Origin of the sequence: Acinetobacter sp. IK31 (genome assembly GCF_035615195.1) — a bacterium.
GTDB lineage: Bacteria > Pseudomonadota > Gammaproteobacteria > Pseudomonadales > Moraxellaceae > Acinetobacter > Acinetobacter calcoaceticus_C.
This window is the reverse complement of sequence record NZ_JANBOB010000005.1, coordinates 100,915-125,370: the sequence shown is the minus strand read 5'-3', so window position 1 is coordinate 125,370 and position 24,456 is coordinate 100,915. Positions and strand designations below refer to the sequence as shown.

Genomic DNA, 24,456 nt, shown 5'->3' with positions numbered 1-24,456 from the left:
TCCCACGTAGGATTATCGATGGATGCACCTTCTGATGCTTTTTTGTGGGTAAAAGCATTACATATTATTGCTGTGGTTTGTTGGTTCGCTGCTTTGTTCTACTTACCACGTTTATATGTTTACCATGCCATGAGTGAAGATGCAGCTAGTCATCAACGCTTTGAAATAATGGAACGTAAGTTGTATCGCGGAATTATGTGGCCTTCTATGATCGCCACATTAATTACCGCCCATTTTCTTGTGGAGTGGGGCGATGCAACTCGACATTACCATCAGGCAACATGGTTTTACCTTAAAGTAGGTTTAGTGGCTTTATTAGTCATCTACCACTTGATATGTGGCTACTATCGTAAAAAACTTATCGGAAACGCTCACTACAAATCACATAGGTTCTGGCGCTTCTTTAATGAAATGCCAACCTTAATTTTATTTGCAGTTGTGATTTTAGTTGTCGTAAAGCCTCAGTTTTAACTGGGGTTTTTCTTATCCAAGAAATTTCCTTAATTTAGACAATAAAAGCTCGCAGAGTTATTTATATTTAAACTTGTTCAATCAAAAGCATAAAATCAATGCGCTCTTAAAGTTATACCCAATGAGTAACTCTGACTCTTTATTTACTCATGAGTAATCTATACTATCCTAAAGAAATAGATGAACTCATTTTAATGGCAAAGCTATGCTAACCCTTACTGCCCTTAAACGCTCGACCCAACAACAATTTATACTTCTTACGCTTTTTATTTTTCGTCACTTAAAAAAATATCCCATCAGACATCTAACAGCTCAAGAAAAAGTATTAGCACAACTCGTTTTCGGTGACATGCTCAATTGTGAACAACCTAAAATTATTGCCACTCGTTATCTACCTTGGCAGTCTTGCGGTATTTTTATGGCGCCAAACGGAAATATTTATGTCAATCCTTCCGATTACAGCGAAAATTACGCTCTAGAATCTAAATTTATGCAGGGTATTTTTATTCACGAACTCACTCATGTCATGCAGTATCAAAAAGGTATTCATGTACTGCTTAAAGGTGCATTGCTACAATCGGCCTATTATCTTAGCTTTAAAACTTACAATCCCTATAAATACATCTACTCTCCCCACAAGGCGTTTAACTCTTATAACATTGAGCAGCAAGGCGAAATTGCTCGTGACATTTGTTCTGGAAAAATTCCAAATATTATCTGTTCACCTCAACTTCATTTGTAACTAAATAATCAGTCTTTCTTTGAACGTAACATTTTTGCTTAATGTAAATGAGAATTTTTATAAAGCAGAAATACTTACCTAAACTATAAAATCAATCTTATTTAATTCAAATTATTGAAAAAAATATAACGCGCTTATTCCAAATTGGCTTGTGATAAGGCAGTATACAAACAATAAAAATAATGAAGCCTGTTTCTATTCTATACAGAAAATCTCGTTATTTTTACGCAGAAAATATGTGATTGGTATATATTATTGATCTTGACATTTTTGTTTACTATTTTAATTGTTTACTATCGTATCATACACATCGTTGAAAAATTATATCTATAAAAATCAACACTGTGTGTATCTATATTCGTTATGATCTAGGATTAGGTTTGAATGAAAAGTTTTAAAGTTGCCCTTGCTCAGTTTTCTCCGCATATTGGCAATATTGACTCAAACACCAAAAAGATGATTGAGCAAGTAAATCAGGCGAAAAAACAAGACGCTGACCTGATTATTTTTCCCGAGCTTTCTGTTATTGGTTATCCAGCTGAAGACTTACTGCTACGTCCAAATTTAAATAAACGTATGCAAAAGGCTTTTGCTCAGCTTGCCGAAGTTAAAGATATTGTCATGGTTTTCGGATTCGTGAACCAGACAGAAGATGGTCAACGTTATAATTCTGCTGCTGTCATGAAAGACGGTCAAGTTTTGGGTGTCTTTAATAAACATAACTTACCAAACTATGGCGTCTTTGATGAAAAACGTTATTTCCAAAAAGGCCATCAGCACTTGGTGTTTGAATATCTTGGACATAAGTTTGGTGTATTGATTTGTGAAGATATCTGGTCAATTAATACCGTAAAACAGTTAAGCCAATTAAATGTTGATACTGTTCTTGTATTGAATGCATCACCATATGAGGTCGGTAAACCACAACACCGCACACAAACACTGAGTGAACTTGCAAAACAACTTCATCTGAACATTGTGTACGTTAACCAAGTGGGCGGACAAGATGATCTAATTTTTGATGGCACAAGTTTTGTTAGTAATAAAAGTGGTGAAATTGCTTTACAAGCGCCAAGCTTTAAAGAAGACCTCTTTATTGCTGAATTTGACCATGAAAACAAATCATTTAAAGTCACAGAATCTGCGCCTGCTTTAGAGACCTTTGCAGAGATCTATCAAGGTTTAGTTCTGGCAACACGTGATTACGTAGAGCGTTCAGGCTTCCCAGGTGTAATTTTAGGTTTATCTGGCGGTATTGACTCTGCCCTTACATTAGCTATTGCTGTTGATGCAATCGGTGCAGAAAAAGTACAAGCCGTAATGATGCCTTATACTTACACTTCTCAAATTAGTGTTGAAGATGCGGCAGAACAAGCTCGACGTATGGGTGTAACTTTCGGTATCGCTGAAATACATTCAGTTGTAAATAGCTTTATGCAAACCTTGTATCCTTTCTTTGGCAACTCACCAGCAGATGCAACTGAAGAGAACTTACAAGCGCGCGCACGCGGCACCTTACTCATGGGTTTATCAAATAAATTTGGTAATTTAGTACTCGCTACTGGCAACAAGTCTGAGCTTTCAGTTGGTTACTGTACACTTTATGGTGATATGGTTGGTGGTTTCGCAGTTCTAAAAGATGTTTATAAAACTATCGTGTTTGAATTAGCAAAATACCGTAATAGCTTAAGTGAAACCCCAGTTATTCCTGAGCGCGTAATTACTCGTCCACCTTCAGCAGAACTTCGTCCAGACCAAAAAGACCAAGACTCTTTACCAGCATATGATGTTTTAGATGCCATCCTTTACGCATACATTGAAGAAGATTTAGGTCAGGCAGATATTATTGCCAAAGGTTTTGATAAAGAAGTAGTTGAAAAAGTCATCCGTTTAGTTGATCGTAATGAATACAAACGTCGTCAAGGCGCTATTGGTCCGAGAATTACCTCTCGTGCATTTAGCCGCGAACGACGTTATCCGATTGTCAACGGTTGGACAGCGAATGACTGAGCAAAAAAACTCATCAAAAACTACAACACTTGCTCAAGCACTTTTGCTTGAGCAGGTGGAATTTTTCAAAAAACAATTATCTATAGAAAACTCACCTATTTATTTCCGGCAGTTCATTCAACTGTTTATGCAGCATGCCGATGAAATCAAACTTCATGAAGTAGTTGATTTAGAACAATTACAAGCCGTTGTAAAACGCTATGCTTTTGAAATGCAACTTGGGGCAGGATTACTTGAGTTTATTGGGGAAATCGCACAGCGTATTTACCTATCTGCCATGAAATCCCCCGTACAACTACAAGATTTGGTGTCTGATCACCAATTTGAAATGTGGCTATCCAAATTTCTAGAAATGGAACATATCAGGCATTATCTTAATGAGTTTTTAAGCACTAGCCCTTCCGTCCAACAACTTTGTCAATATATTGCAACTTCAACTCTAGAACAAAAATTACCAAAATTTCTAAACGCATCTAGAGTAGATGACTATCATTTTGAATGGCAACATAAACTCAAAAAATTCTCTTTTTTACAACAACAGCGTCTTGAACATAAGCTCGAAACATGGGCCGCTAACTTTATTCATGAGCAATTAACAGAATTAAGTCTTTTATCAGCTGAAGACCTAGAAAGTCTGGTTCGTCATATTTGGGAAGATCTTCGTCACAAAAAAACCTATGAGTTTATGAAGCAGTTGACTCCTCTTGATGTTGAAGAGTTCTTCGTTTTAATTTACGAATATTGGAAAGAATTACGTCAGTCACAATTTATGCAAGATCTTATTTTGTATGGCGTAGAGGTTTTTTATGACTTTTACAAAGATGAAAGTTTATTTGAAGTATTAAGTGAGATTGGTTTAACTGAAACCGATTTACAAACTGAAGCTTTACGTTTTTACCCTAAGGTTATAAATGCCTTTAATGAACACGGTTTTTTAGAACCGTTACTTCAAGCGATTTTAGCTCCTTTTTATCAAAGCTCAAAAACACTCGATATTATTGAAAAACATTTTAATGAGTAAAAAAAAGACAAAAAGAAACCATGCATGAGCATGGTTTTTAAAATGGTGGCTATGACGAGACTTGAACTTGTGACCCCCGCATTATGAGTGCGGTGCTCTAACCAACTGAGCTACATAGCCGTAAACTGTGTGCGCATTATCTATAGTTCTACAGAACAGGTCAAGAGTTCAAAACCATTAAATTCCACCAAATGAACAAATAAGATTCAGTTCACCTTTGTTTGTTCATTTTTTAGCGAATTTATGTTTTAAACAATTGATCGACCACAGAAATGTATTAAATATCTAATATTGGCTCTTTACTTTTTGCCAGCGGCACACAAATCACTATATTTTTTGTGAAGTCTTTTCTGCATCACTGAATTTTTGATCAAAATGTTCTGCTTCACCTTCCAAAATATCAGTTTCACATATACCGTTGCATACCCCTTCACAACACAAACATTCAATATCAATATTAAATGTTTCGATGGCTTGTAAAATGGTTTGGTTACTTTGTATCTCTACTTCCTGATTACACTTAGCAAGTACAACAGCAAAAGCCCAACCCTCTTAAGAAACTGTTGAAGTAAATTGTCCCTAGTGAATGTAGCCATCACGCTAACAGTGCTTGTTACAACATCAATCCTGGGTTTAGTAGCACATACATAGATATGTGGTTTGGGTTGAGATGATATTAATTTGTCTAGATTAAGCACACAACCTTTCGACTCAGAATAGCTAAACACACGCTCTGCATGTTCCCGCTTTAACTCATTTAATAAAGCTACATGCCCAGGGGAACGGTAAGCATAATGTACCGCTTCAGCAAGCTCATCCATTTGATGGTGGAAATGGTGTAATACCAATACTACATGCAATTAGAATATGTTTATTGCCTATCCCCAGCTAAGGGAAATAATTTTTAAATATTAATAAGCTAATAAAAAATCAAAAAAACATATCATCATTATAAAATTGATCTTTAGAGGTATGTTTACTCAGGAAATGAGCATAAAAAAAGACCACGCAGGAGCGTGGTCTATAAAATGGTGGCTATGACGAGACTTGAACTTGTGACCCCCGCATTATGAGTGCGGTGCTCTAACCAACTGAGCTACATAGCCTAAAACTGTGCGCGCATTATCTTAGTTTCTTTAATGCACGTCAAGATAAATTTTAAATAAATTAGGTGAAGTGAGCCTATAAGCCGGGTTCTGTCGAGGATGGTCATTCCTCTAGGCGTACAATCACTCATACGCTCAAGCGACCTACCCGAATCCAGTACGGGCCGTACCTCAGGATTCCTATTTGGTCTTGCTTCTGGTGGGGTTTACCATGCCGTGAACTGTTACCAGACACGCGGTGCGCTCTTACCGCACCCTTTCACCCTTACCTCACGAATGAGGCGGTCTACTCTCTGCTGCACTTTCCGTCGGCTTTCACCGCCCAGGCGTTACCTGGCACCCTGCCCTATGAAGCCCGGACTTTCCTCCCCTGCTTCAGTCACGAAGACCTCCACAGCAGCGACCATCCAGCTCACTTCAGGGGCGCATATTAACAAATTTATTTACTAATTGCTCGTGCTTTTTTGAGCAATTAATTTTTTATATTTGTCGAATAGCTGTTCTTCCGTTTCCTCATGCTCTGGATCTTTAGGAATACAATCTACAGGACAAAACAATTGGCATTGCGGTTGATCATGATGACCAACGCATTCAGTGCACAAATCTGGATGAATTTCATAAATCACTTCACCCATAAAAATTGCTTCATTCGGGCAAACTGGTTCACAAACATCACAGTTTATGCATTCATCGGTGATATATAACGACACGTTACCAACCTTGTTGATGTTTACGTTCAAAGGCCTCAACCACAGCTTGCGGAACAAACTTGGTTACATCCCCTTTTAAACGAGCAATTTCCCGAATCAATGTCGAAGAAATAAAAGAATACTGCTCAGATGGTGTTAAAAACACCGCTTCAAAATGTGGGTCAAGTTGACGGTTCATATTGGCAAGTTGAAATTCATATTCAAAGTCAGAAACCGCTCTTAAACCACGAAGTACCGCGGTTGCCTTTTGTTCTTTGAAAAAATTAACCAGTAAACCATCAAAGCCTACAAATTCAACATTTGATAGATGACTTAAAGATGATTGCGCCAGTTCAACTCTTTCTTCTAGACTGAACAAAGGGTTCTTATGATGTCCAATTGCAATTGCTACTACAACCTCATCAAACATTCTTGATGCTCTAGTAACTAAATCAACGTGTCCATTCGTGATGGGGTCAAATGTTCCAGGATAAATTACACGCGTTTTAGACATCCGCTAGTACTCTAATTGTATTGTGAACCTATTTTAGCAAAAGTTATACATGAGGCGAAATATTCATGTGCAGGAAAAACTTCACCTTAGCATCAGTTTACGGCACAATAGGCATAATTGTGGAAGTTTGAATTATGGCGAAAGCAACAGTAGTAAAGAAACACAATGGCGGAACAATCGCACAAAATAAACGTGCCCGTCATGATTATTTTATCGAAGAAAAATTTGAAGCTGGCCTGTCACTTCAAGGTTGGGAAGTAAAATCCTTACGTGCTGGGCGCATGACTTTGACGGAAAGTTATGTCATTTTCAAGAATGGCGAAGCATTTTTACTTGGCTCACAAATTCAGCCTTTATTATCGGCTTCGACCCATGTGGTACCTGAAGCAACACGTACCCGTAAGTTATTGCTCTCCCGACGCCAGCTTGAACACCTAATGGGTGCAGTTAACCAAAAAGGTTACTCATGCGTTCCTTTGGCATGTTACTGGAAAGGTCATTTAGTTAAACTAGAAATTGCGCTTGTGAAGGGTAAACAGCTTCATGACAAACGTGCAACTGAAAAAGACCGCGATTGGCAACGTGATAAAGCTCGTATATTTCATAAGTAATAAAAAAACCTTTAAAGTTAACTTTAAAGGTTTTTTTATGTCACTTTGAATTTAGCAAAATTTTAAATTGCCATAACAGTTTGGTGCAAAAGATTGATTTTTAAGTTGCAAATCTTTCAATGGGAAATTCACAATTGTATTGGGTAATTTAACCTCACCAACTGCTAAGTCTTCACCAAACAAACAATTTAAAAGATTACATCTCACTGGGTTTGCGGTTAAATAAGCGCTAATTGGATCTACCACCTGCTTTAAAACATCATTAGTTATCTCAATTTGTTTACTTGGCGTAACATTGCCAATATCAATTTCATCATCAAAAGCCATCCACCACCCCCGTTCTGCTGCTGCATCTGCACCTGGCCAAAATATTTGTTGGCCTTGCAAAGAAAGCGAGAAAGGATTATTTAATTCAATTTTATGAATGAATCCTAAGTTTTGATCAACTGTGAGCGCCGCTCTTAATCCGGTAATGCTGCCCGTTACATTTTTTTGTAAATTTAATAGACCAAGTGCTGCATTAATAGAAGCTTTCAGATCTCCAGAGAAATTAAGCTGATCGATATTTGCTACTCCGTTCAGCATGACATTATTCATTCGTGAACCAGAAATCACTTGCCCGTTGATCACAATAGGTGCAGTGGTCTGTTGTAATTGCAAATTATAATCAGACGAGTTAAATCCTAAAGGAATACAAATCCCGATACATGCATTAACAGTCCCATCAATGGTCTTGCCTGTATCTTGATAAGACATATTACGGGCAGCGGTATAAGCTAAACCAGTGGTATCTTTAATTTTCATGTAACCACTTAAGCTATTAATTCCATTTGGTGTTTCTGAATTTTCAAGCCCCATAGTCAGCAGTCCCATAACCTTTTCAGCACTTAAACGAAAACCTTTAATTTCTCTTAAAGCTGCGCTGTCTGGATTTTTAATTGCAAATTCAATAAAGGGATTACTAAAAACAGCAGAAGAAGAAGCTCGACCATCACTTGTATCACTTAAGCCACTTAAACTTAAGTTATCAATATCAATATCACACCCACCTAAACCGTTTACTCCTCCACATCCTAATTGCAACTTATTAATATTGGCATTTAGCTCAAGATTTGCCTCTAAACCCAATTTATAAAAGCCAATATTTTGCTGGTTCATCGAAGCATCAGCTTGTTTTGGGTCGGTATAGGTAAATGAAAATAATGCTTGAGCTTCAACTTTAGAAAGTTCTGAATCACTTAGAGGAACAAGATCTGCAGATTCTAAATTGGCATAGCTTAAAGTAGCCCAACTTAGACAAAGAGCTGTTAAAAAAATTTTCATGATTATTCCATTTTTTTATTTATTAGGATTTAGACATCATTGTCCAAATAAACCATTTGGTAAAAAATAATCAAAAATGGACAAAAAAAATACAACTTTTTTGTAATTAGAATAAAGATGTAATATTTATTTAATATAAAATCAAATGCTTATTTCAACTTATACGATAAAGTAATCCGGCAATATATTCACCAAACCATTTAGCTGTATCCAAGTCGCCTTGTGGGGGAGTAACTTCAACAGGAGCATTGTCTGACTGAGTCATTAGACCTAAACAACTCGATAATCGGTTTAAATCTTTTTCACCATGTCCTGTGGTCATTAAAGGCAAACCTGACCACAACATGCCATGTTGCATGGCAAAAATATTTAATTGTTGTAATACCGCTAGTTTATCGCCGCTCAAACCACCCGAATTTGCAAAGCCAGCCGCGAGCTTGCCTTGCCACAAACGCTCTTTCCAACGTTTAGAAGTACTGTCCATAAACTTTTTAAAGTCGGCAGTCATACTTCCCATATAGGTAGGAGATCCGAAAATAATGCCTTGTGATGTATCAAGCGCATCCCAATCAATATGTTCAATATTCATTAGATGTACTTTTACCCCCATCACCTCTGCACCAGCAGCAATAGCGAAAGCTACCTTGGCGGTATGACCATATGGACTGTGGTAGACAATAGAGAGATGTTTTTCAGGCAAAGACATAAGATTAAAATTTTGAGCGATTTTTTCTATTTTATCATTTTATTAGCGCTTGCTAAACCTACATCTATAAATATGAAATACAAGTGTTTCAATACACTTCACAATCGTAATACCTTACAGCTAAATAAAAACTCTCTTATTTTGTTTAATTACTACAAAATAAGAGAGTGAATGTACTTACTGTTTATAGAGCTTATATAAAAACAAAGGTGGCCATACGTCCAGTCTTCGCATTACGACGATAAGAAAAATATTCATCGCTTTGTTGATAAGAACATTGGTCTCCGCCTAAAACCTGTTTCACACCTAGACTCTGCAAAATAAAACGCGCAATTGCATATAAATCTGCATGAAATTTATTTGGAGCAGCTCCCTCAACAAAAGCTGTTCCCAACTCAGGATACTTGTCGCAGAAAGCAGCCTTTACTTCAGCCCCAATTTCAAAACAAGGTTGGCTAATCGCAGCTCCTAACCATGCCCAAGCTGGAGGGTTCTGCATAGCAACAACCGTATTTTCAACAATCCCTCCTGCTAAACCACGCCAACCCGCATGCAAGTTTGCGATTTCCGTACCTTCGACATTCCCTAACACGACAGGTAAGCAATCAGCGGTCATCATCATTAAAGCATGACCTTTGGTTTGAGTGACCAAACCATCGCCGATTAACGCCTTAAAAGGAATTTGTTCATTTACTGTATGGCAAATCGTACTATGTGTTTGAGTCATCCATGTCATTTTCTTAACACCGAACTGAGCAAACTCATCTAACAATATCATGCGATGTTGCTGAACACGTTGTGCCTCATCATTGACATGTAAAGCCAGATTAAAGCCAGACAACTCAAGTTGATCCGTTGGTAATGCCAAAGGATGATGAACACGCGTTTGCCCTACATATACGCCTTGAGGTAGTCCTTGAACAAATTCCATATACGCGTCCTTAATATGCAGCGTTTTCTGAACGTAACACATTCACTAAATGTGTAAAATCTTCAGGCCAGGGCGCTTCAAATAGCATTTCTTCAGCAGTACGAGGGTGTTTTAAACCCAATTTCGCTGCATGCAATGCTTGGCGTTTAAAACCACGTAAAGTGTCAATGAGTAATTCAGACGCCCCTGCAGGTACACGTACACGGTTCATATAAATCTGATCACCGATCAGTCCATAACCGATATAACTAAAGTGCACACGAATCTGATGAGTTCGACCTGTTTCAAGACGTGCTTGTATACGGGTAAAATCTTTAAAGCGTTCTTTTACATTGTAATGGGTCACAGCGTCGCGCCCACCAGGTAAAATCGCCATTTTCACACGGTCAACTGGATGACGTTTGATAGGTTCATCAATAGTACCGCCAGCAATAACATTTCCATAAACAACTAAGTCGTATACGCGGTAAACCGATTTATTTGCCAACTGTTTACTTAAAGAAAATTGTGCTTCAAGACTTTTAGCAACGACTAACAAACCGCTGGTATCTTTATCAATACGATGTACTAAACCAGCGCGGGAAAGTTCCGACAATTTTGGGAAATGGTAAAGTAAGGCATTCACTAAAGTTCCAGAACTATTACCAGCCCCTGGATGTACGACCATGCCGACTGGTTTATTGATGACTAAAATGTCGTCATCTTCATAGACAATATTAAGTGGAATGTTTTCAGGTTGGCTCGTAGTTTGAGCTTCGAGCTCAACTTCGAGTGTAAGCAGTTCTGTCCCTTCACAACGGTGCTTTGGCTTGACAATGTTACCATTCACCAACAGATGGCCATCCTTCAACCATTGTTTAAGCTTTTCACGTGAAAACTCATTCCACACCAAGGCTGCTACCTGATCGATGCGTTGTCCCAGATAGCTTTCATCTAGCTGAACTTGCAACGATAAACGTGTTGCAGTTGTATCAGAAGTATGGTTATCTGCATCCTCAGAATCTTCAAGTAAATTGAAGTCGGTTTCAGATAAGTTTGTGTTTGAAGATTGTGCTGAAGTCATTTGATCATTGAGATAAAAGTGGTTTAATAGCGCAATTGTAGCTCATTGCCCAACATAACAGAGGAGTTTTTATGTCGCTACCACGTTATAAAATTACGATGCTTGCCTTATCTTTAGGTTTAGCGTCTGCATTTGTGGGCTGTAGCAGCAATCCAAGTAAAAAAGAAGTGGTCGATAGTGGCCCACAATCTAGTGAACAAGCTTACTTCGAAAAGGCCCAAAAGTCGCTTGACCGTGGTCAATATCTTGATGCGACCAAGTCTTTAGAAGCAATCGATACTTATTATCCGACCGGACAATACGCACAACAAGCACAACTTGAACTTCTATATTCAAAATTTAAACAAAAAGATTATGAAGGCGCGATTGCCTTAGCAGAACGTTTTATTCGTTTAAATCCTCAGCATCCAAATGTGGATTATGCTTATTATGTTCGTGCTGTAGCGAATATGGAGCAAAACTACGACAGTTTGATGCGCTATACATCTTTGCAACAATCTCATCGTGATGTGAGCTATTTAAAAGTTGCTTATCAGAATTTTGTTGATTTAATTCGTCGTTTTCCAAGTAGCCAATATTCTGTTGATGCCGCTCAGCGCATGAAATTTATTGGACAAGAGCTTGCTGAAAATGAAATGACTGCTGCACGCTTTAACGTTAAGCGTAAAGCTTGGATCGCTGCTGCAGAGCGTTCTCAATGGGTAATTGAACATTATCCACAAACTCCTCAAGTTCCAGAAGCTTTAGCAACTTTGGCATATAGCTATGACAAATTAGGCGATAAAGCCACGTCACAACAATATATTGAAGTTTTAAAACTCAATTATCCTAACCTTGTGAAAAAAGACGGTACGGTTAACATGCGTGCTGCCCGTAAAGAAGGCAACTGGATTAACCGTGCAACTTTAGGTATTTTCGGTCGTGAATCTACTGCCGCAACACCAGAAAGCACAAGTGAATCAGAAGCTCCAAAACGTGGCTTCCTTAATCGTGTTAGCTTCGGTTTAATTGGTAATTCAGATAAAGAAGAAACTGCTGAGCCAGAGCAAACACAAGTTGAAGCACCAAAGTCAGAACGTAGCTGGACAAACCGTTTAAGCTTCGGTTTATTAGACAAATCTGAGCCACAAGCAGCAGAAAATACAACTGTTGCCCCTGCTGTTAGTTCTACGGATGGATCCACTGACTCTCAATCAGATGATGCAACACAAGGTACAAACGACGCTGCTCAATAAGTTTCAAACTTTAAAAAGCACCAACAAACAGGCAAGTGATACCACTTGCCTGTTTGTTTTTATAAAAAATTAAAATATTTATTGTGTAGATCTTGCCTCATCATGTCAGAATATTCTGAATTACTCTCTCATCAGTTTTAATACGGTTATCTGAATTATGGCAATTCCACAACATACGATTGATCAAATTTTAGATCGCACAGATATTGTCGATTTGATTGGTCAGCGTGTGAAACTGAAAAAGACGGGACGTACATATTCCGGCTGTTGCCCTTTTCATCAAGAAAAATCCCCATCGTTCCATGTCTATCGAGACAAGCAGTATTATCACTGCTTTGGCTGTCAGGCTAACGGTAACGCGATCCGTTTTCTGATGGATATTGATAACCGAAACTTCATAGATGTTATGAAGGAGTTATCGAGTAGCGCTGGAGTCGAATTACCCAAAGATAATACCGAAAATAAAAAACTGTCTTATACCCGTCAGGTTACGAAGCCACCAATTGCTACTAAAGCAAGTACGGCTGAGTCCGTGGTTCCTCAGCAACCAATAGATGAAAGTTATAATACGCTTGAACCTGTATTTTTTGATGACCCGTTTGCCCAATTTGAACAGCCTTTTAACTTTGAGGAACCAGTTCAAGAAGGTAATTTATATGACTTACTGGAAAATATTGCTCAGTTCTATGAACATCAGTTACCTAATAGTCAAAAGGCAAAAAAATACTTTAAACAACGTGGTTTAAGCAATCAGACTATTCAATTTTGGCGCTTGGGCTATGCGCCAGAAGACTGGCAACACTTAGAAAAAGCTTTTCCTTATGACATTGATGGTTTAAAACAACTTGGACTTATCCGTTCAAGCGATAATGGTCGTGATTTTGACTTATTACGTGACCGTGTCATTTTCCCGATTCGAGACCCTAAAGGTCGCGTCGTTGGTTTTGGTGGTCGTGCTTTAAATGATGAGATCAAGCCCAAATACATTAACTCGCCAGACTCAGAAGTCTTTCATAAAAATCAGCTACTTTACGGGCTTTATGAAGGTAGAAAACTCAAATCTAGCGACTGGTTAATGGTTGAAGGCTATATGGATGTCATTGCGCTTCAGCAGTATGGCATTACAGGGGCTGTAGCGACTTTAGGAACTGCAAGTAATACAGAACACCTTAATATTTTATTTAAACAAAATAGCCGTATTACCATTGCTTTTGATGGTGATGCTGCGGGTCAAAAAGCAGCACGTAGAACCTTAGAAATTGCTTTACCACTTCTCAATGATGGACGCGAACTCAAATTTTTCGTACTACCGAATGACCACGATCCCGACTCTCTGATTCGCCGTGAAGGGCTTGAAAATTTCCAAAAATTATTACAACAAGCCCCTCTTTTGTCTGATTTTGTCTTTGCTCATTTAACAGGTCAACACGACATTAGTACCCCTGAAGGCAAAAGCTTGGTCATGGGAGAACTCAGAGAACTGACTGAACTATTACCCAAACAGGGTTCGTTCCGTTATTTACTCAATCAATCTTTCCGTGAAAAACTCGGACTAGGTAAACGTTTTACACCACAAATCAGCCATGATGCTTCGCTCTCATTTAACATTCATACTAAAGATGAAGACTTTGCGATTGCAATTTTGATGCACCACCCTTTTCTTTATATTCATTTTGAAGGGTTACGTGCCTATATTCATCAAGATGAATTATTAGCAAAAGTACTGGCAATTTTAAACCGTATTTTTGATGACTTACCTGATGATCAAGAGCTAGCAACTTATTATGTGCTCGGCGCTTGTAGCAGCTATTGTCATGAAATTGCAGATATTATGCAAAGAACCAATATTCAGGCATTAACACAAGCACCTGAAGTGGCAGATAAATTAGCCCAAGAATATGCTTTAGGCCTAAAAGAAAGGTATTTACGTCAGAAGCTTAAGTCACCGATTTCTCTGATTGAATCAAGAAATTTAAGACAACAGCTTAATGAATTAACCAAACAAATTAGTTTAAGACTGTTATCTTAATGTTTTGGCTTACGCTCATGATCAAACACATCCTGTAAATGCTGTTGTAACCATTCAAAATAATCAGGATTTTCTGCCTTAGCAGCTTCGCGTAGCAAGATAGATGTTGGATGCATAAGCTTTTGCGTCAAACGATGCGCGAATTGCTGTAAGACCTGCTCAGCATTCTCACCGTGATGCAAAGCCTCTAATGCATGAGTAAGCTCTTGTTGACTAACTTCTTCACTATGTTGGCGGTAAGCATGAATTGTGCTGCCTGCCTCTTTAACTTTTTGATGAGTAATAAGCTGAGTAGCTAATTGATTCACCATTACTTCCGCTTCAACAGCCGCCTGACGTCGTTGAGCGAGGTTTTCTTCAATCACACTTTGTAAATCATCAACCCCATACAAATAGACTCCATCAAGCGCTTCAATTTTAGGATCTATATCACGGGGCACAGCTAAATCAACCATTAACATTTGTTGATAGCGACGTTTCTTTAATGCGGCCTTAACATCCTGATAAGCAATCACTTGATATAAACTACCAGTACAGCTCGACACAACATCAGCACGATACAAGTTTTCAGCCAATGTTGAAAAATCAATAATTTCAACTTCAACCTGATGTGAAATCTCTTGAGCCAGTTGGTCAGCACGCTCACGGCTACGATTACAAATAATAATTTTGGCGACGCCCATTTCAGCCAAATGTTTAGCAACCAAGGTATTCATCTCACCCGCCGCAACGACCATCACAGTAATTTTTTCGGGCTTACTAAAAACCTGTAAAGCTAATTGTGCAACTGCATACCCCATCGAAACGGCATGGCTGCCCACCGCAGTTTCGGAACGTACACGTTTAGCAGCATAAAAAGCATATTCAAAAACACTGTTTAATTCAGGAGAGACCGCTTGGGCTTCTTTAGACAATGCTAAAGCACTTTTCACCTGCCCTAAAATTTGCGGCTCACCTAGCATGAGAGAGTCTAGACCACTCGCTACTCGCATTAAATGTGTAATTGCCTGCGTGTTCTCGTAACGATAAACATGATGAACTAAGTGCTTTACATCAATATTATTGGCATCGGCTAACCATTTCAGAAGGCTTTCGGCATTTTCCGCCATGGCATAAACTTCTGTGCGGTTACACGTCGAAACGACCACCAAATCCTTTAAGCTTTGGTTATGGTTTTGTTCGGCAAGCAAACGACTTAATCGCTCTGCATTGAAAGCAATTTTTTCGCGGAGTTCGACAGAAGCTGTTTGATGGTTGACACCCAATGCAAAGAAAGACATATCAGATCATCATTTCGCTAAATTTATGCTATTGTGCAACATCGGTGTCATAAAAAGCATTACTTTGGATCAATAAAAATTGCGTCAAATGAATAGCCGTATTAATTTTAACGGTGCTTCGATAAGACAGTATTCTACCACATTCTTATTGTTAGGTAGCATGTCCTCGCATGTCTATGCACGTCCTGTGCAAGAGACCTATACCGTGCATTCATTTGATCAGGCATTAGAGCAGACTATGGTCGCTGAATTTGCTCTGGCTTATGATGATATTCCTAACGCTTTGCACAATTACACAGTGCTCGCAATTAAAAGTAACTCTACTTCAATTAAACAGCGAGCTTTGGACGTTGCCCTTGAATATAATGATTTTCAAGCCGCTTTAAACATTGCTACACATTGGGTAGCCCAAGAACCCAAAGATGTGCCTGCTTTATTCTATTTGTCACATATTGCCTTAAAAACACATGAATACCAGCTTGCTGCTGAAACATTAGATAAAATTTTAAAAATAGATCCAACTGCCGATTTAGAACAAATTTTAGCGAGTATTGCCCCGGAAAACGCTCAAGATCGAGATGTATTATTAACAGCTTTACGTTCTAGTGCAGAAAAAGACAACCCTTCTATTTTAGCCCTCATCGCCAACTTAGAAGCCCAAAATGGCCAATTAGAATCTGCTTTAACCAACATTAACAAAGCATTACGCCGACGTCCTAAAGTGACGAGCTTTATTTTAATGAAAGCAAATCTACTCATTGCTCTTAGCGATCAAGAAGGTGCGCTTAAATGGTATGCAAAATCCAGCCGTAAATATAAGAAAAATTTAGACATTCGTTTAGCTGAAATCCGCTATCTCATACAACTTAATCAATCTCAACTGGCTTTAGAAAAGCTTGAAAATGTTATAGAAGCTAATCCTAAAGCTGAAGAAGCATTGTTTATTGCAGGCTTAACCAGTATCGATTTAAAGCAATATGACAAGGCAGAACAATATCTTGTAGACCTACGAAACTCTGCAAAATATCAAAATGAAGCCTATTACTACTTAGCAATTAATGCTGAACGTAAACAGCATTATGAAACCGCAAAAGCTTACTATCGTTTGGTTGATGGCAGTTTATACGTAGTTTCCAGACGCAATCTGATTGCAATATATGATAAACAAGAAAATTTAAATGATGCTTTACGGTTCCTCACTCAAGAACGCGTAAATTATCCCCAACACGCAAGTTTCTTATATCAAGCTCAAGCTGAAATCTTAAAGAAAATGGGCAATAAAAAAGCTGCTTTAAATTTATTAGATGAAGCGATAAAGAATTTACCGGATGATCCGGAACTCATTTACGCAGAAGTTTTATTACTTGATCCATATACTGACCGCGATAAACTCGACAAAACATTAAAGCAATTATTACAACTTGAGCCTAACAGTCCAACTTACCTAAATGCATATGCCTATACACTAGCCTTACAAAATCGTAGGTTAAAAGAAGCACGTCAATATGCAGAGCAAGCTTTAGAATATGCGCCGGAACAAGCTTCTATTCTGGATACGCTTGGCTATATTGCATTTTTACAGAATGATTATGAAGCTGCGGCGGAGGCTTTAGGTAAAGCTTATGAACTTAGCCATAATATAAATATTGGCGTTCGTTATGCTAAAGCATTGTATATGCAAGGATCATTAACTCAATTTAGCGCTGTGTTACAACAACTGAAACAAAAACATGCCAATGATCCACAATTACAACAGCTTGATGCGTTAATTTTACCTACATCTGCAAAAAAGAGTTAAATATATGAGCAAATTTGCCCAACTGTGCACAGCGATCTGTGGGTCAAGTGTATTATTTCTAACCGGTTGTCAGCATTTTACTCAACCTAAATCCGCGGTTACCCAACAAGTTCAAGACGAAAAACACTTTAATTTACAAGGTAAGATTGGGGTTCGCACGCCCCAGCAAACTGGTAGTGCTTTTTTCACTTGGGTTCAACAACAAGATAATTTTGATATTGAATTAAGCGGCATTTTAGGGGTAGGAAAAACCCAAATTCAGGGCAAACCTGGCGAAGTGAGGTTAAATAGTGCAAAAACTGGATTAATTACTGCCGCCTCTCCAGAAGAACTTTTAGAGCGTGCAACGGGTTGGCAAGCACCCATTACTCATTTAACGAGCTGGATTTTGGCTAAACCTGCAACGTTAAGTGCTCAGATCACTAAAGATAATGAAAATCGTGTAAACCAACTCATTGAAGATGGCTGGACGGTTAATTTCAGTTATGATGGCGAACAAACTTTGCCAAACAAACTGATTTTAAAGCAAGCTCTTGCTGAAGATAAAGAAAACCGTATTACAATGGTCATCCAAAACCGCTAAGTCTAATTATATAAATCTATGATTCGAGTTCCTTCTCCAGCTAAGCTCAACCTGTTTTTACATATTACAGGACGTCGCGAAAATGGTTATCATGAATTACAAACCATTTTCCAACTCATTGATTTATATGACTGGATGACATTTATCCCCACTCTGAATGAACAAATCAAAATTGATGGATTGAGTGAAGTTCGACCTGAAGAAAACCTGATTTATCGGGCTGCTCAAATACTAAGACCGCATGCAAAAAAATTCTGCGGTCTAAATATCAAAATTGAAAAAAATATTCCAATGGGTGCAGGTCTGGGCGGAGGTTCATCCAATGCTGCCACAACCCTGATTGTGTTAAATCAATTATGGGAATGTGGCCTAAATCAAGAACAACTTGCAGACTATGGTGTAAAGCTTGGTGCCGATGTTCCTATTTTTATTTATGGTAAAAATGCATGGGCTGAAGGTATTGGTGAACATTTATCATTCATAGACTTAGATCAAAAACAGTTCATTATTTTAAAACCTGATTGTTTTATCAGCACTCAATTGCTTTTTTCACAAAAAACATTGACAAGAGACTCTAAGACCACTAAATTTTGCGCCTATCAGTTAGAACCTTCTAATTTTGGAAATAACTTTGAGCCATTAGCTCGACAGTTATACCCTAAAGTAGAAGAAGCAATGCGATATTTAGATCATTTTGGTCAAGCAAAGCTTACAGGTACAGGTGCTTGTGTTTTTATTGAAGTAACGAATGAAATGAATATTGATGAAATTCTTAATCATTCACCATGTAAATCTTACTTGGTAAATAGTTTAAAAGAATCTCCTCTTAATCATTTTAAGGTTACATGTTAGGGGCGTCGCCAAGTGGTAAGGCACCGGGTTTTGATCTCGGCATCCGTTGGTTCGAATCCAGCCGCCCCTGCCATTCTCTTATTTTAAAGACAGACTTAATTGCTATGCTTTTTGTTGATTAATCTTGACATTGCATTGCAAAAATATTAAAGTTCTGCCGCATTAGGGGCGTCGCCAAGTGGTAAGGCACCGGGTTTTGATCTCGGCATCCGTTGGTTCGAATCCAGCCGCCCCTGCCATCTATTTAATTACATACCAACCGCCAAGGGTGCTTCATGCCCAATCTTGTCGTTTTTAGTGGAAATGCTCATCCACAGTTCGCTCAAAAAGTCGTAAGTCACTTACATATCCCTCTAGGTGCTGCATCAGTCGGTCACTTTTCTGATGGAGAAATTTCAGTAGAAATTACTGAAAATGTTCGTGGTAAAGACGTATTTATCGTTCAGCCTACTTGTGCCCCTACCAATGATAACCTTATGGAAATCTTGGTTATGGCAGATGCTTTGCGTCGTGCAAGTGCTGGTCGTATTACAGCCGTTATCCCTTATTTTGGTTATGCTCGCCAAGACCGTCGCCCACGTTCTGCACGTGTGCCGATTACAGCTAAAGTTGTTGCAGACATGCTTACCACTGTTGGTATTGATCGTGTCGTAATGATTGACTTACATGCTGACCAAATTCAGGGTTTCTTCGATATTCCAGTCGACAACATCTATGGTACTCCTGCTTTGCTTGCTGACTTACGTCAACAATCGCATGATAACCTTATGGTGGTTTCTCCTGACGTTGGTGGCGTAGTACGTGCTCGTGCCGTTGCCAAACAGATGGGTGACATCGATTTAGCAATTATTGATAAACGTCGTCAAAAAGCCAATGAATCGCAAGTTATGCATTTAATTGGTGACGTAAAAGATCGTGATTGCGTTATCGTAGATGACATGGTTGATACTGCCGGTACATTGTGTAAAGCAGCTGATGCGCTTAAGCAATTTGGTGCACGCCGTGTAGTTGCATACGCAACTCACCCTGTACTTTCTGGCAAGGCTATTGAAAACTTACGTAATTCAGTTATTGATGAATTAGTTGTCACTGACACTATTCCTCTTTCTGAAGAAGCATTAACCTTGGGCAAAATCCGTCAGGTTTCTGTTGCTAGCATGGTTGCTGAAACGATTCGTCGTATTAATAACGAAGAATCTATCAGTGCGATGTTCGATAGTTTATAATACTGCAGCTTTTATGAACCCTAGCCTTGGCTGGGGTTTTCTATCACTAAACTGGTCGCAAGTTTAGTCTATTTAACTTTAATGAGGATTTACTCATGTCAAACTTCGTATTAAACGCTCAAGCGCGTGCTGAAGACAAACAAGGGAAAGGTGCGAGCCGCCGCCTTCGTCACGAAGCATTAATTCCAGCTATCATTTATGGTGGCAATGCTGAGCCTGTAGCTATTACTTTAGAACTTCGTCAGCTTGTAAAAGCTTTAGAAAACAATGCTTTCTTTGAAGAAGTTATAGAAATCCAAGTGGGCGACAAAGTTGAAAACGTTAAAATCCAAGCGTTACAACGTCACCCAGCTAAAAACACTCCTATGCACGCTGACTTCAAACGCGCATAAGTGTTGAAAGGCGTAGATTAGTGTCAAATATTTCGCTAATTGTTGGTTTGGGCAATCCTGGTACAGAATATGCCCAGACCCGCCATAATGCAGGCTTTTGGTTCATTGAACAGCTTGCTAATAAATATGGCATTACATTAAAAAATGATCCGAAATTTCACGGAATTAGCGGACGTGGTAATATAGAAGGACACGATGTCCGTCTACTTCTACCCACTACATTTATGAACCGTTCTGGACAAAGTGTAGTTCCATTTGTAAAATTTTATCAAATTGCTCCCGAAGCAATTTTGATTGCTCATGATGAACTTGATATGAACCCTGGTGTAATTCGTCTTAAAACAGGCGGTGGACATGGTGGTCATAACGGTTTACGTGACATTGTTCCTCATATTGGTCCAAATTTTCATCGTTTACGTATTGGTATCGGACATCCTGGCTCGAAAGAGAGAGTTTCAGGTCACGTACTTGGCAAAGCACCAAGCAGTGAACAAAGTCTGATGGATGCAGCAATTGACCATGCCCTCTCTAAAGTGAAACTTCTTGTTCAAGGTCAAGTTCCACAGGCCATGAATCAAATTAATGCGTATAAACCCACTTAAATTGTTGAACAATCAAGCTTGCTATCTTGCTTTTTTAGGAGCAAAATGCGCATCAGTCACTTTGCCCTCAGCAAAAGAGCTATAGATTTCACCATAAGATCTTCATCTTAGGTCTACTCAGGAGACGCTAGCCATGCTATCTCGTTTATTAAAATGCAAAATTCACCGTGCAGTTGTAACCCATGCTGAACTTCACTATGAAGGTTCTTGTGCAATTGATGGCGTATTGATGGACTTAGCTGGTATTCGTGAATATGAAGAAATTCATGTTTGGAATGTAACTAATGGCAAACGCTTCACGACCTACGCGATTCGTGGTGAAGATAACTCTGGAATTATTTCAGTAAATGGCGGCGCTGCACATCAAGCAGATGTCGGCGATTTAGTGATTATTGCTACGTTTGGCGATTTTACTGAAGCTGAAGCAAATATTCATAAACCACGTTTAGTATATGCAAATCCAAATAATACAGTTAACCACACAGCGAATTGTATTCCTGTTCAAGTTGCTTAACTTATTCTAAGAATAAAAAAAGCCCGTATTGACGGGCTTTTATAATTTTATAAATCCTAAATACCTCCTTCCCACCAGTTCTTTTGCTGTTTGCAATTTAAAGGTTGAAGTTGTTCTCCTCGTAAATCAAATAGAATCGCCTCTCCTTTTGGGTTTACTTTAAATTCGGCATATTTGGCTTTTTCATAACATTGAGCTAGGCCTTCTGCAAATAAGAAACTACGAGATGCAGGATACAAAGCCTGAAAATGATTTTCAGGATTTTTTAAAATTAAACGTTGCCCAGCATATGAATTATTGATGTCTAAAATTGTACGAACTACACGATTTTGTGAATCCAAAATAACTTTTGCTGGAATGGAAGAACGATTAAAAATCACTTGATCTAAAGCTTCGCTCTCACTCCCTGCAAGAGCTTTGAGAGATTGTAAATGTAATTCATAAGCCAGTGCCATATAGTCACCTTGTAAAATTGAACGAGGATCAACTGGTTTAAGCTCAATGAAAATACTTTTACTATGGCGCAGATGCCACTCATTTTTTGCTACCAATCCTGCAAAGAACAATATGGTAACTAGTGCAAGAATAAGAGAAAAATACTTCTTCATCCTTTCTCTCCTTCAATAAGATCATTTTTATTTTCATGCTGAAGTAACCAATACAAAGCTAACAATACAAAACCAGAAATAAAAATTGATGCACTCTTGGCTAGAAAAGTTATTTGCAAGTTGTAATAGAGCTGCCAGAACACTAAAACAAATACAGCCAAGGTAACTCCATAAACAATATAATCTTTATTTTTTAAAGCCCAAGTTAAAATAATAAATAGAATGAAAATTTCAAAATAGCCCATTGCAATAAGCAATATGCCAAAAATTAAAAAGGCAAAAAATGCTGTTCCTTTAAGCTGTTTATACAAATAAAAAGAACTAAAGCACAATAACCAAAGACTAGGTAATAGATAGATTATCCATAATTTCAGGTCTATCGAATCATCTAGAGCCAACCCCATAAAAGTATCAAAGAAAGAAGCTACCACAACTACCGCAAGCACACACAAATAGATACTACGCTCATATTGAACTATCGATCGACCCTTCGGCAAGAACATCAAACTAAAAACAAAATAGCTGAGCAGGGTTAAATTTAAATATGTCTGGACAGAATCTACTGACCACAATGAATGATCCATTTGTAGTAAGTAAATAAATGCTATGCCATAAGTAGCGAGCATTTGAATTAAAATAAAGAACCAATGGGGTTTAAGAAAATAACTTATACAGAGAATAAAAATCTGTGCAATTAGCACCCATAACATCTGATCTGTTTCAGACCCTAGATGAAACAAAAAAGCGATTTGACCACTTATAAATAAACAATAGGCAAATTGCCGAATGAAATAGTGTTGGGATTTTTTCAATAAAACAAAGGCTATAACAACAAAAATGACTCCTATAATTAATGAAATAGTTTCCCAAAATACTAATGTAAAAGCCCCGAGTGCTAGACCTGCAAGCCAAGCGCCAATTGCTAAAGGGATCACATAAAAGCGGCTTTGACGAAAGATTTTTATTAAAAAATAACTAATTAATGCAAACCAGATAAAAATAATGCCGGCAATGAATAAAAAAATGAATTCATTTGAATCTTTAAATAAGTCATTGATCCTATCTACAAGCCATATTGTTGCAGTCACACCAAGAACAGCGGCCATTAAGCTGGCACATAATTGATCATCTTTTTTGAAGAAATAATAAAAAATGATTATTCCTGAAAAGAAAGCCGAAATCAGATAAGGAATATTTTCACTTGATAAAAACTGGATCATTCCAATGATCGAAATGACGGCAAACCAAGCGATAAAGACGAAACGTAAAGCACGATACTTGTTTATATATAGCCCAAATTCTATAAGGCTTAATAAATTTAAAGCAAATAGATATAAATAAGGAAATTTTTCTAACCAAAAAGTCTGCTTAAAAAATAAGAAAAGTGTAAGTTGGCTAGTAATACAAATTAAAGCAAAGATTCCAATATTTGGTCGATATAGCCACGGTAATAAAAGTAATGTCCAAATTAAGAAAAGCAAATAACTGTCTGCCCCAGTCTGATAGACCTGCCCGATTACAGCCAAACTTAAGCCGACCATCAAGCCACAAACACCATGTAAAGTCTGCCTAACTCCTTCACTTAAAGTATCTTTTATGCTGAACCATGCTGTCACAAGTAATATAACTGGCGGGATAACTAATTGAATACTGTCTGGAAGCATTAACCAATTAGCAGCAATTAAATAAAGAATACTAACCGCCATAAATACATAACTGAAAATATGGAGATGCTGAATAAATAAAGTATTTCTAAGGGGATAATCATCTCTTATCTGCATGAAACACCTATTTTATTTATAATTTTCTATAAAAAACATAACATTCCATTTTCATATCAACAAGTAAGCTCTTGTTAAAAAGCCTTTTTCCGTTTGTGAAAATACTTATTCATAAAGAAACTTAGCATTCTACAAATGCATCTAGCCAATTTTATCAAGGGCGCTATAATAAAACCCATCGCTTCAGGGCGGGGTGTAATTCCCCACCGGTGGTAAAGTTAATTTTTATTGATAAATTAACAAGCCCACGAGCTTAAATTGTATAATTTGAGCAGATTTGGTGAAATTCCAAAGCCGACGGTATAGTCCGGATGAAAGAAGACGACGAACTGGGATAAATCCATTTTATTTCAGTAACAGCCTGTTTTT

The 24,456-nt window shown here is 38.0% G+C and carries 23 protein-coding genes, 4 tRNA genes, 1 other RNA gene, 1 pseudogene and 1 riboswitch; of the genes and pseudogenes, 16 read left to right on the top strand and 13 right to left on the bottom strand.

All coding sequences use genetic code 11. The features are described 5' to 3' along the window. The first annotated feature begins 18 nt into the window (after positions 1-18). The 4 genes from hemJ (at position 19) to MSG66_RS04270 (ending at position 4,244) form a co-directional block, all read left to right on the top strand. Entirely contained in the window at positions 19-471 is a 453-nt protein-coding gene (gene hemJ / locus MSG66_RS04285; protein ID WP_324652512.1) for a protoporphyrinogen oxidase HemJ, read from the top strand. A gap of 205 nt (positions 472-676) precedes the next feature. Next, entirely contained in the window at positions 677-1,213 is a 537-nt protein-coding gene (locus MSG66_RS04280) for a hypothetical protein (RefSeq protein WP_262474753.1), read from the top strand. A 384-nt stretch (positions 1,214-1,597) separates the two neighbouring features. Further along, the gene (locus tag MSG66_RS04275; RefSeq protein ID WP_324652510.1) at positions 1,598-3,223 is read left to right on the top strand and encodes an NAD+ synthase; all 1,626 of its coding nucleotides are present in this window, start codon (positions 1,598-1,600) and stop codon (positions 3,221-3,223) included. After that, positions 3,216-4,244, top strand: a complete 1,029-nt coding sequence (locus MSG66_RS04270; protein WP_324652508.1) for a hypothetical protein — start codon at positions 3,216-3,218, stop codon at positions 4,242-4,244. Before MSG66_RS04275 ends, MSG66_RS04270 begins: the two co-directional genes overlap by 8 nt. A gap of 43 nt (positions 4,245-4,287) precedes the next feature. On the opposite strand, the gene MSG66_RS04265 is transcribed toward MSG66_RS04270, so the two are convergent. From MSG66_RS04265 to coaD, 6 genes and pseudogenes are all read right to left on the bottom strand, one after another. Then, positions 4,288-4,364, bottom strand: a tRNA-Met gene (locus MSG66_RS04265). 157 nt (positions 4,365-4,521) lie between these two features. Further along, positions 4,522-5,145: pseudogene (locus MSG66_RS04260) on the bottom strand (iron-sulfur cluster-binding domain-containing protein); the annotation flags it as partial. 128 nt (positions 5,146-5,273) lie between these two features. Next, positions 5,274-5,350 (bottom strand) — tRNA-Met (locus MSG66_RS04255). 63 nt (positions 5,351-5,413) lie between these two features. Continuing rightward, an RNA gene (gene rnpB, locus MSG66_RS04250) (RNase P RNA component class A) lies at positions 5,414-5,769 on the bottom strand. 27 nt (positions 5,770-5,796) lie between these two features. Beyond that, positions 5,797-6,060 carry a YfhL family 4Fe-4S dicluster ferredoxin gene (locus tag MSG66_RS04245; protein ID WP_003653306.1) on the bottom strand — a complete coding sequence of 88 codons (264 nt, stop codon included), beginning with the start codon at positions 6,058-6,060 and terminating at the stop codon, positions 5,797-5,799. A 1-nt stretch (position 6,061) separates the two neighbouring features. Further along, the gene (gene coaD / locus MSG66_RS04240) at positions 6,062-6,553 is read right to left on the bottom strand and encodes a pantetheine-phosphate adenylyltransferase (protein WP_004641605.1); all 492 of its coding nucleotides are present in this window, start codon (positions 6,551-6,553) and stop codon (positions 6,062-6,064) included. Positions 6,554-6,687: 134 nt separating this feature from the next. Between coaD and smpB the strand changes: the two genes are divergently transcribed. Next, positions 6,688-7,164, top strand: a complete 477-nt coding sequence (gene smpB, locus MSG66_RS04235) for an SsrA-binding protein SmpB (RefSeq protein WP_042898558.1) — start codon at positions 6,688-6,690, stop codon at positions 7,162-7,164. Positions 7,165-7,215: 51 nt separating this feature from the next. On the opposite strand, the gene MSG66_RS04230 is transcribed toward smpB, so the two are convergent. The 4 genes from MSG66_RS04230 to rluD all read right to left on the bottom strand — a co-directional run bounded on the left by MSG66_RS04230 (position 7,216) and on the right by rluD (position 11,187). Then, positions 7,216-8,487 carry a hypothetical protein gene (locus MSG66_RS04230; RefSeq protein ID WP_262474758.1) on the bottom strand — a complete coding sequence of 424 codons (1,272 nt, stop codon included), beginning with the start codon at positions 8,485-8,487 and terminating at the stop codon, positions 7,216-7,218. Between the two features lie 154 nt (positions 8,488-8,641). Continuing rightward, the gene (locus tag MSG66_RS04225; RefSeq protein ID WP_262474760.1) at positions 8,642-9,193 is read right to left on the bottom strand and encodes a flavodoxin family protein; all 552 of its coding nucleotides are present in this window, start codon (positions 9,191-9,193) and stop codon (positions 8,642-8,644) included. Positions 9,194-9,386: 193 nt separating this feature from the next. After that, positions 9,387-10,124, bottom strand: coding sequence for a peptidoglycan editing factor PgeF (pgeF, locus tag MSG66_RS04220; RefSeq protein ID WP_262474762.1), 738 nt, complete (start codon positions 10,122-10,124; stop codon positions 9,387-9,389). A 10-nt stretch (positions 10,125-10,134) separates the two neighbouring features. Beyond that, the gene (rluD, locus tag MSG66_RS04215; protein ID WP_042898561.1) at positions 10,135-11,187 is read right to left on the bottom strand and encodes a 23S rRNA pseudouridine(1911/1915/1917) synthase RluD; all 1,053 of its coding nucleotides are present in this window, start codon (positions 11,185-11,187) and stop codon (positions 10,135-10,137) included. 71 nt (positions 11,188-11,258) lie between these two features. Here rluD and MSG66_RS04210 point away from each other — a divergent pair, with 71 nt between their 5' ends. After that, positions 11,259-12,422, top strand: a complete 1,164-nt coding sequence (locus MSG66_RS04210) for an outer membrane protein assembly factor BamD (protein WP_042898562.1) — start codon at positions 11,259-11,261, stop codon at positions 12,420-12,422. Positions 12,423-12,579: 157 nt separating this feature from the next. Further along, positions 12,580-14,451, top strand: coding sequence for a DNA primase (locus tag MSG66_RS04205; protein ID WP_262474765.1), 1,872 nt, complete (start codon positions 12,580-12,582; stop codon positions 14,449-14,451). Here MSG66_RS04205 and hemA read toward each other — a convergent pair. Further along, positions 14,448-15,731, bottom strand: coding sequence for a glutamyl-tRNA reductase (gene hemA, locus MSG66_RS04200; protein WP_133975069.1), 1,284 nt, complete (start codon positions 15,729-15,731; stop codon positions 14,448-14,450). The genes MSG66_RS04205 and hemA overlap by 4 nt on opposite strands. An 88-nt stretch (positions 15,732-15,819) precedes the next feature. On the opposite strand from hemA, the gene MSG66_RS04195 reads away from it, so the two are divergent. The 9 genes from MSG66_RS04195 (at position 15,820) to panD (ending at position 21,698) form a co-directional block, all read left to right on the top strand. Continuing rightward, entirely contained in the window at positions 15,820-17,529 is a 1,710-nt protein-coding gene (locus MSG66_RS04195; RefSeq protein ID WP_082250188.1) for a tetratricopeptide repeat protein, read from the top strand. A 4-nt stretch (positions 17,530-17,533) separates the two neighbouring features. After that, positions 17,534-18,112 (top strand): lipoprotein insertase outer membrane protein LolB, encoded by a 579-nt coding sequence (gene lolB, locus MSG66_RS04190; RefSeq protein WP_262474768.1) that lies wholly within the window; start codon positions 17,534-17,536, stop codon positions 18,110-18,112. A gap of 18 nt (positions 18,113-18,130) precedes the next feature. Next, on the top strand, positions 18,131-18,964 hold the full coding sequence (gene ispE / locus MSG66_RS04185; protein ID WP_324652499.1) for a 4-(cytidine 5'-diphospho)-2-C-methyl-D-erythritol kinase: 834 nt from the start codon (positions 18,131-18,133) through the stop codon (positions 18,962-18,964). Beyond that, positions 18,963-19,037, top strand: a tRNA-Gln gene (locus MSG66_RS04180). The genes ispE and MSG66_RS04180 overlap by 2 nt, the downstream gene beginning before the upstream one ends. A gap of 91 nt (positions 19,038-19,128) precedes the next feature. Next, positions 19,129-19,203: transfer RNA gene (locus MSG66_RS04175), tRNA-Gln, on the top strand. Between the two features lie 36 nt (positions 19,204-19,239). Then, the gene (locus tag MSG66_RS04170) at positions 19,240-20,190 is read left to right on the top strand and encodes a ribose-phosphate pyrophosphokinase (protein ID WP_003653329.1); all 951 of its coding nucleotides are present in this window, start codon (positions 19,240-19,242) and stop codon (positions 20,188-20,190) included. A 95-nt stretch (positions 20,191-20,285) separates the two neighbouring features. Beyond that, the gene (gene rplY, locus MSG66_RS04165) at positions 20,286-20,582 is read left to right on the top strand and encodes a 50S ribosomal protein L25 (protein ID WP_004641581.1); all 297 of its coding nucleotides are present in this window, start codon (positions 20,286-20,288) and stop codon (positions 20,580-20,582) included. A gap of 20 nt (positions 20,583-20,602) precedes the next feature. Further along, positions 20,603-21,184, top strand: coding sequence for an aminoacyl-tRNA hydrolase (gene pth / locus MSG66_RS04160; RefSeq protein ID WP_324652496.1), 582 nt, complete (start codon positions 20,603-20,605; stop codon positions 21,182-21,184). A gap of 133 nt (positions 21,185-21,317) precedes the next feature. Beyond that, a complete protein-coding gene (gene panD, locus MSG66_RS04155; RefSeq protein ID WP_002120296.1) occupies positions 21,318-21,698 on the top strand; it encodes an aspartate 1-decarboxylase in 381 nt (126 codons plus the stop codon). A 56-nt stretch (positions 21,699-21,754) separates the two neighbouring features. Here panD and MSG66_RS04150 read toward each other — a convergent pair whose 3' ends face one another. After that, positions 21,755-22,306 carry a GDYXXLXY domain-containing protein gene (locus MSG66_RS04150; protein ID WP_324652494.1) on the bottom strand — a complete coding sequence of 184 codons (552 nt, stop codon included), beginning with the start codon at positions 22,304-22,306 and terminating at the stop codon, positions 21,755-21,757. Then, positions 22,303-24,087 (bottom strand): DUF4401 domain-containing protein, encoded by a 1,785-nt coding sequence (locus MSG66_RS04145; RefSeq protein WP_324652492.1) that lies wholly within the window; start codon positions 24,085-24,087, stop codon positions 22,303-22,305. Before MSG66_RS04145 ends, MSG66_RS04150 begins: the two co-directional genes overlap by 4 nt. Before the next feature lie 176 nt (positions 24,088-24,263). Further along, positions 24,264-24,414, top strand: a riboswitch (FMN riboswitch). Positions 24,415-24,456: the final 42 nt, after the last annotated feature.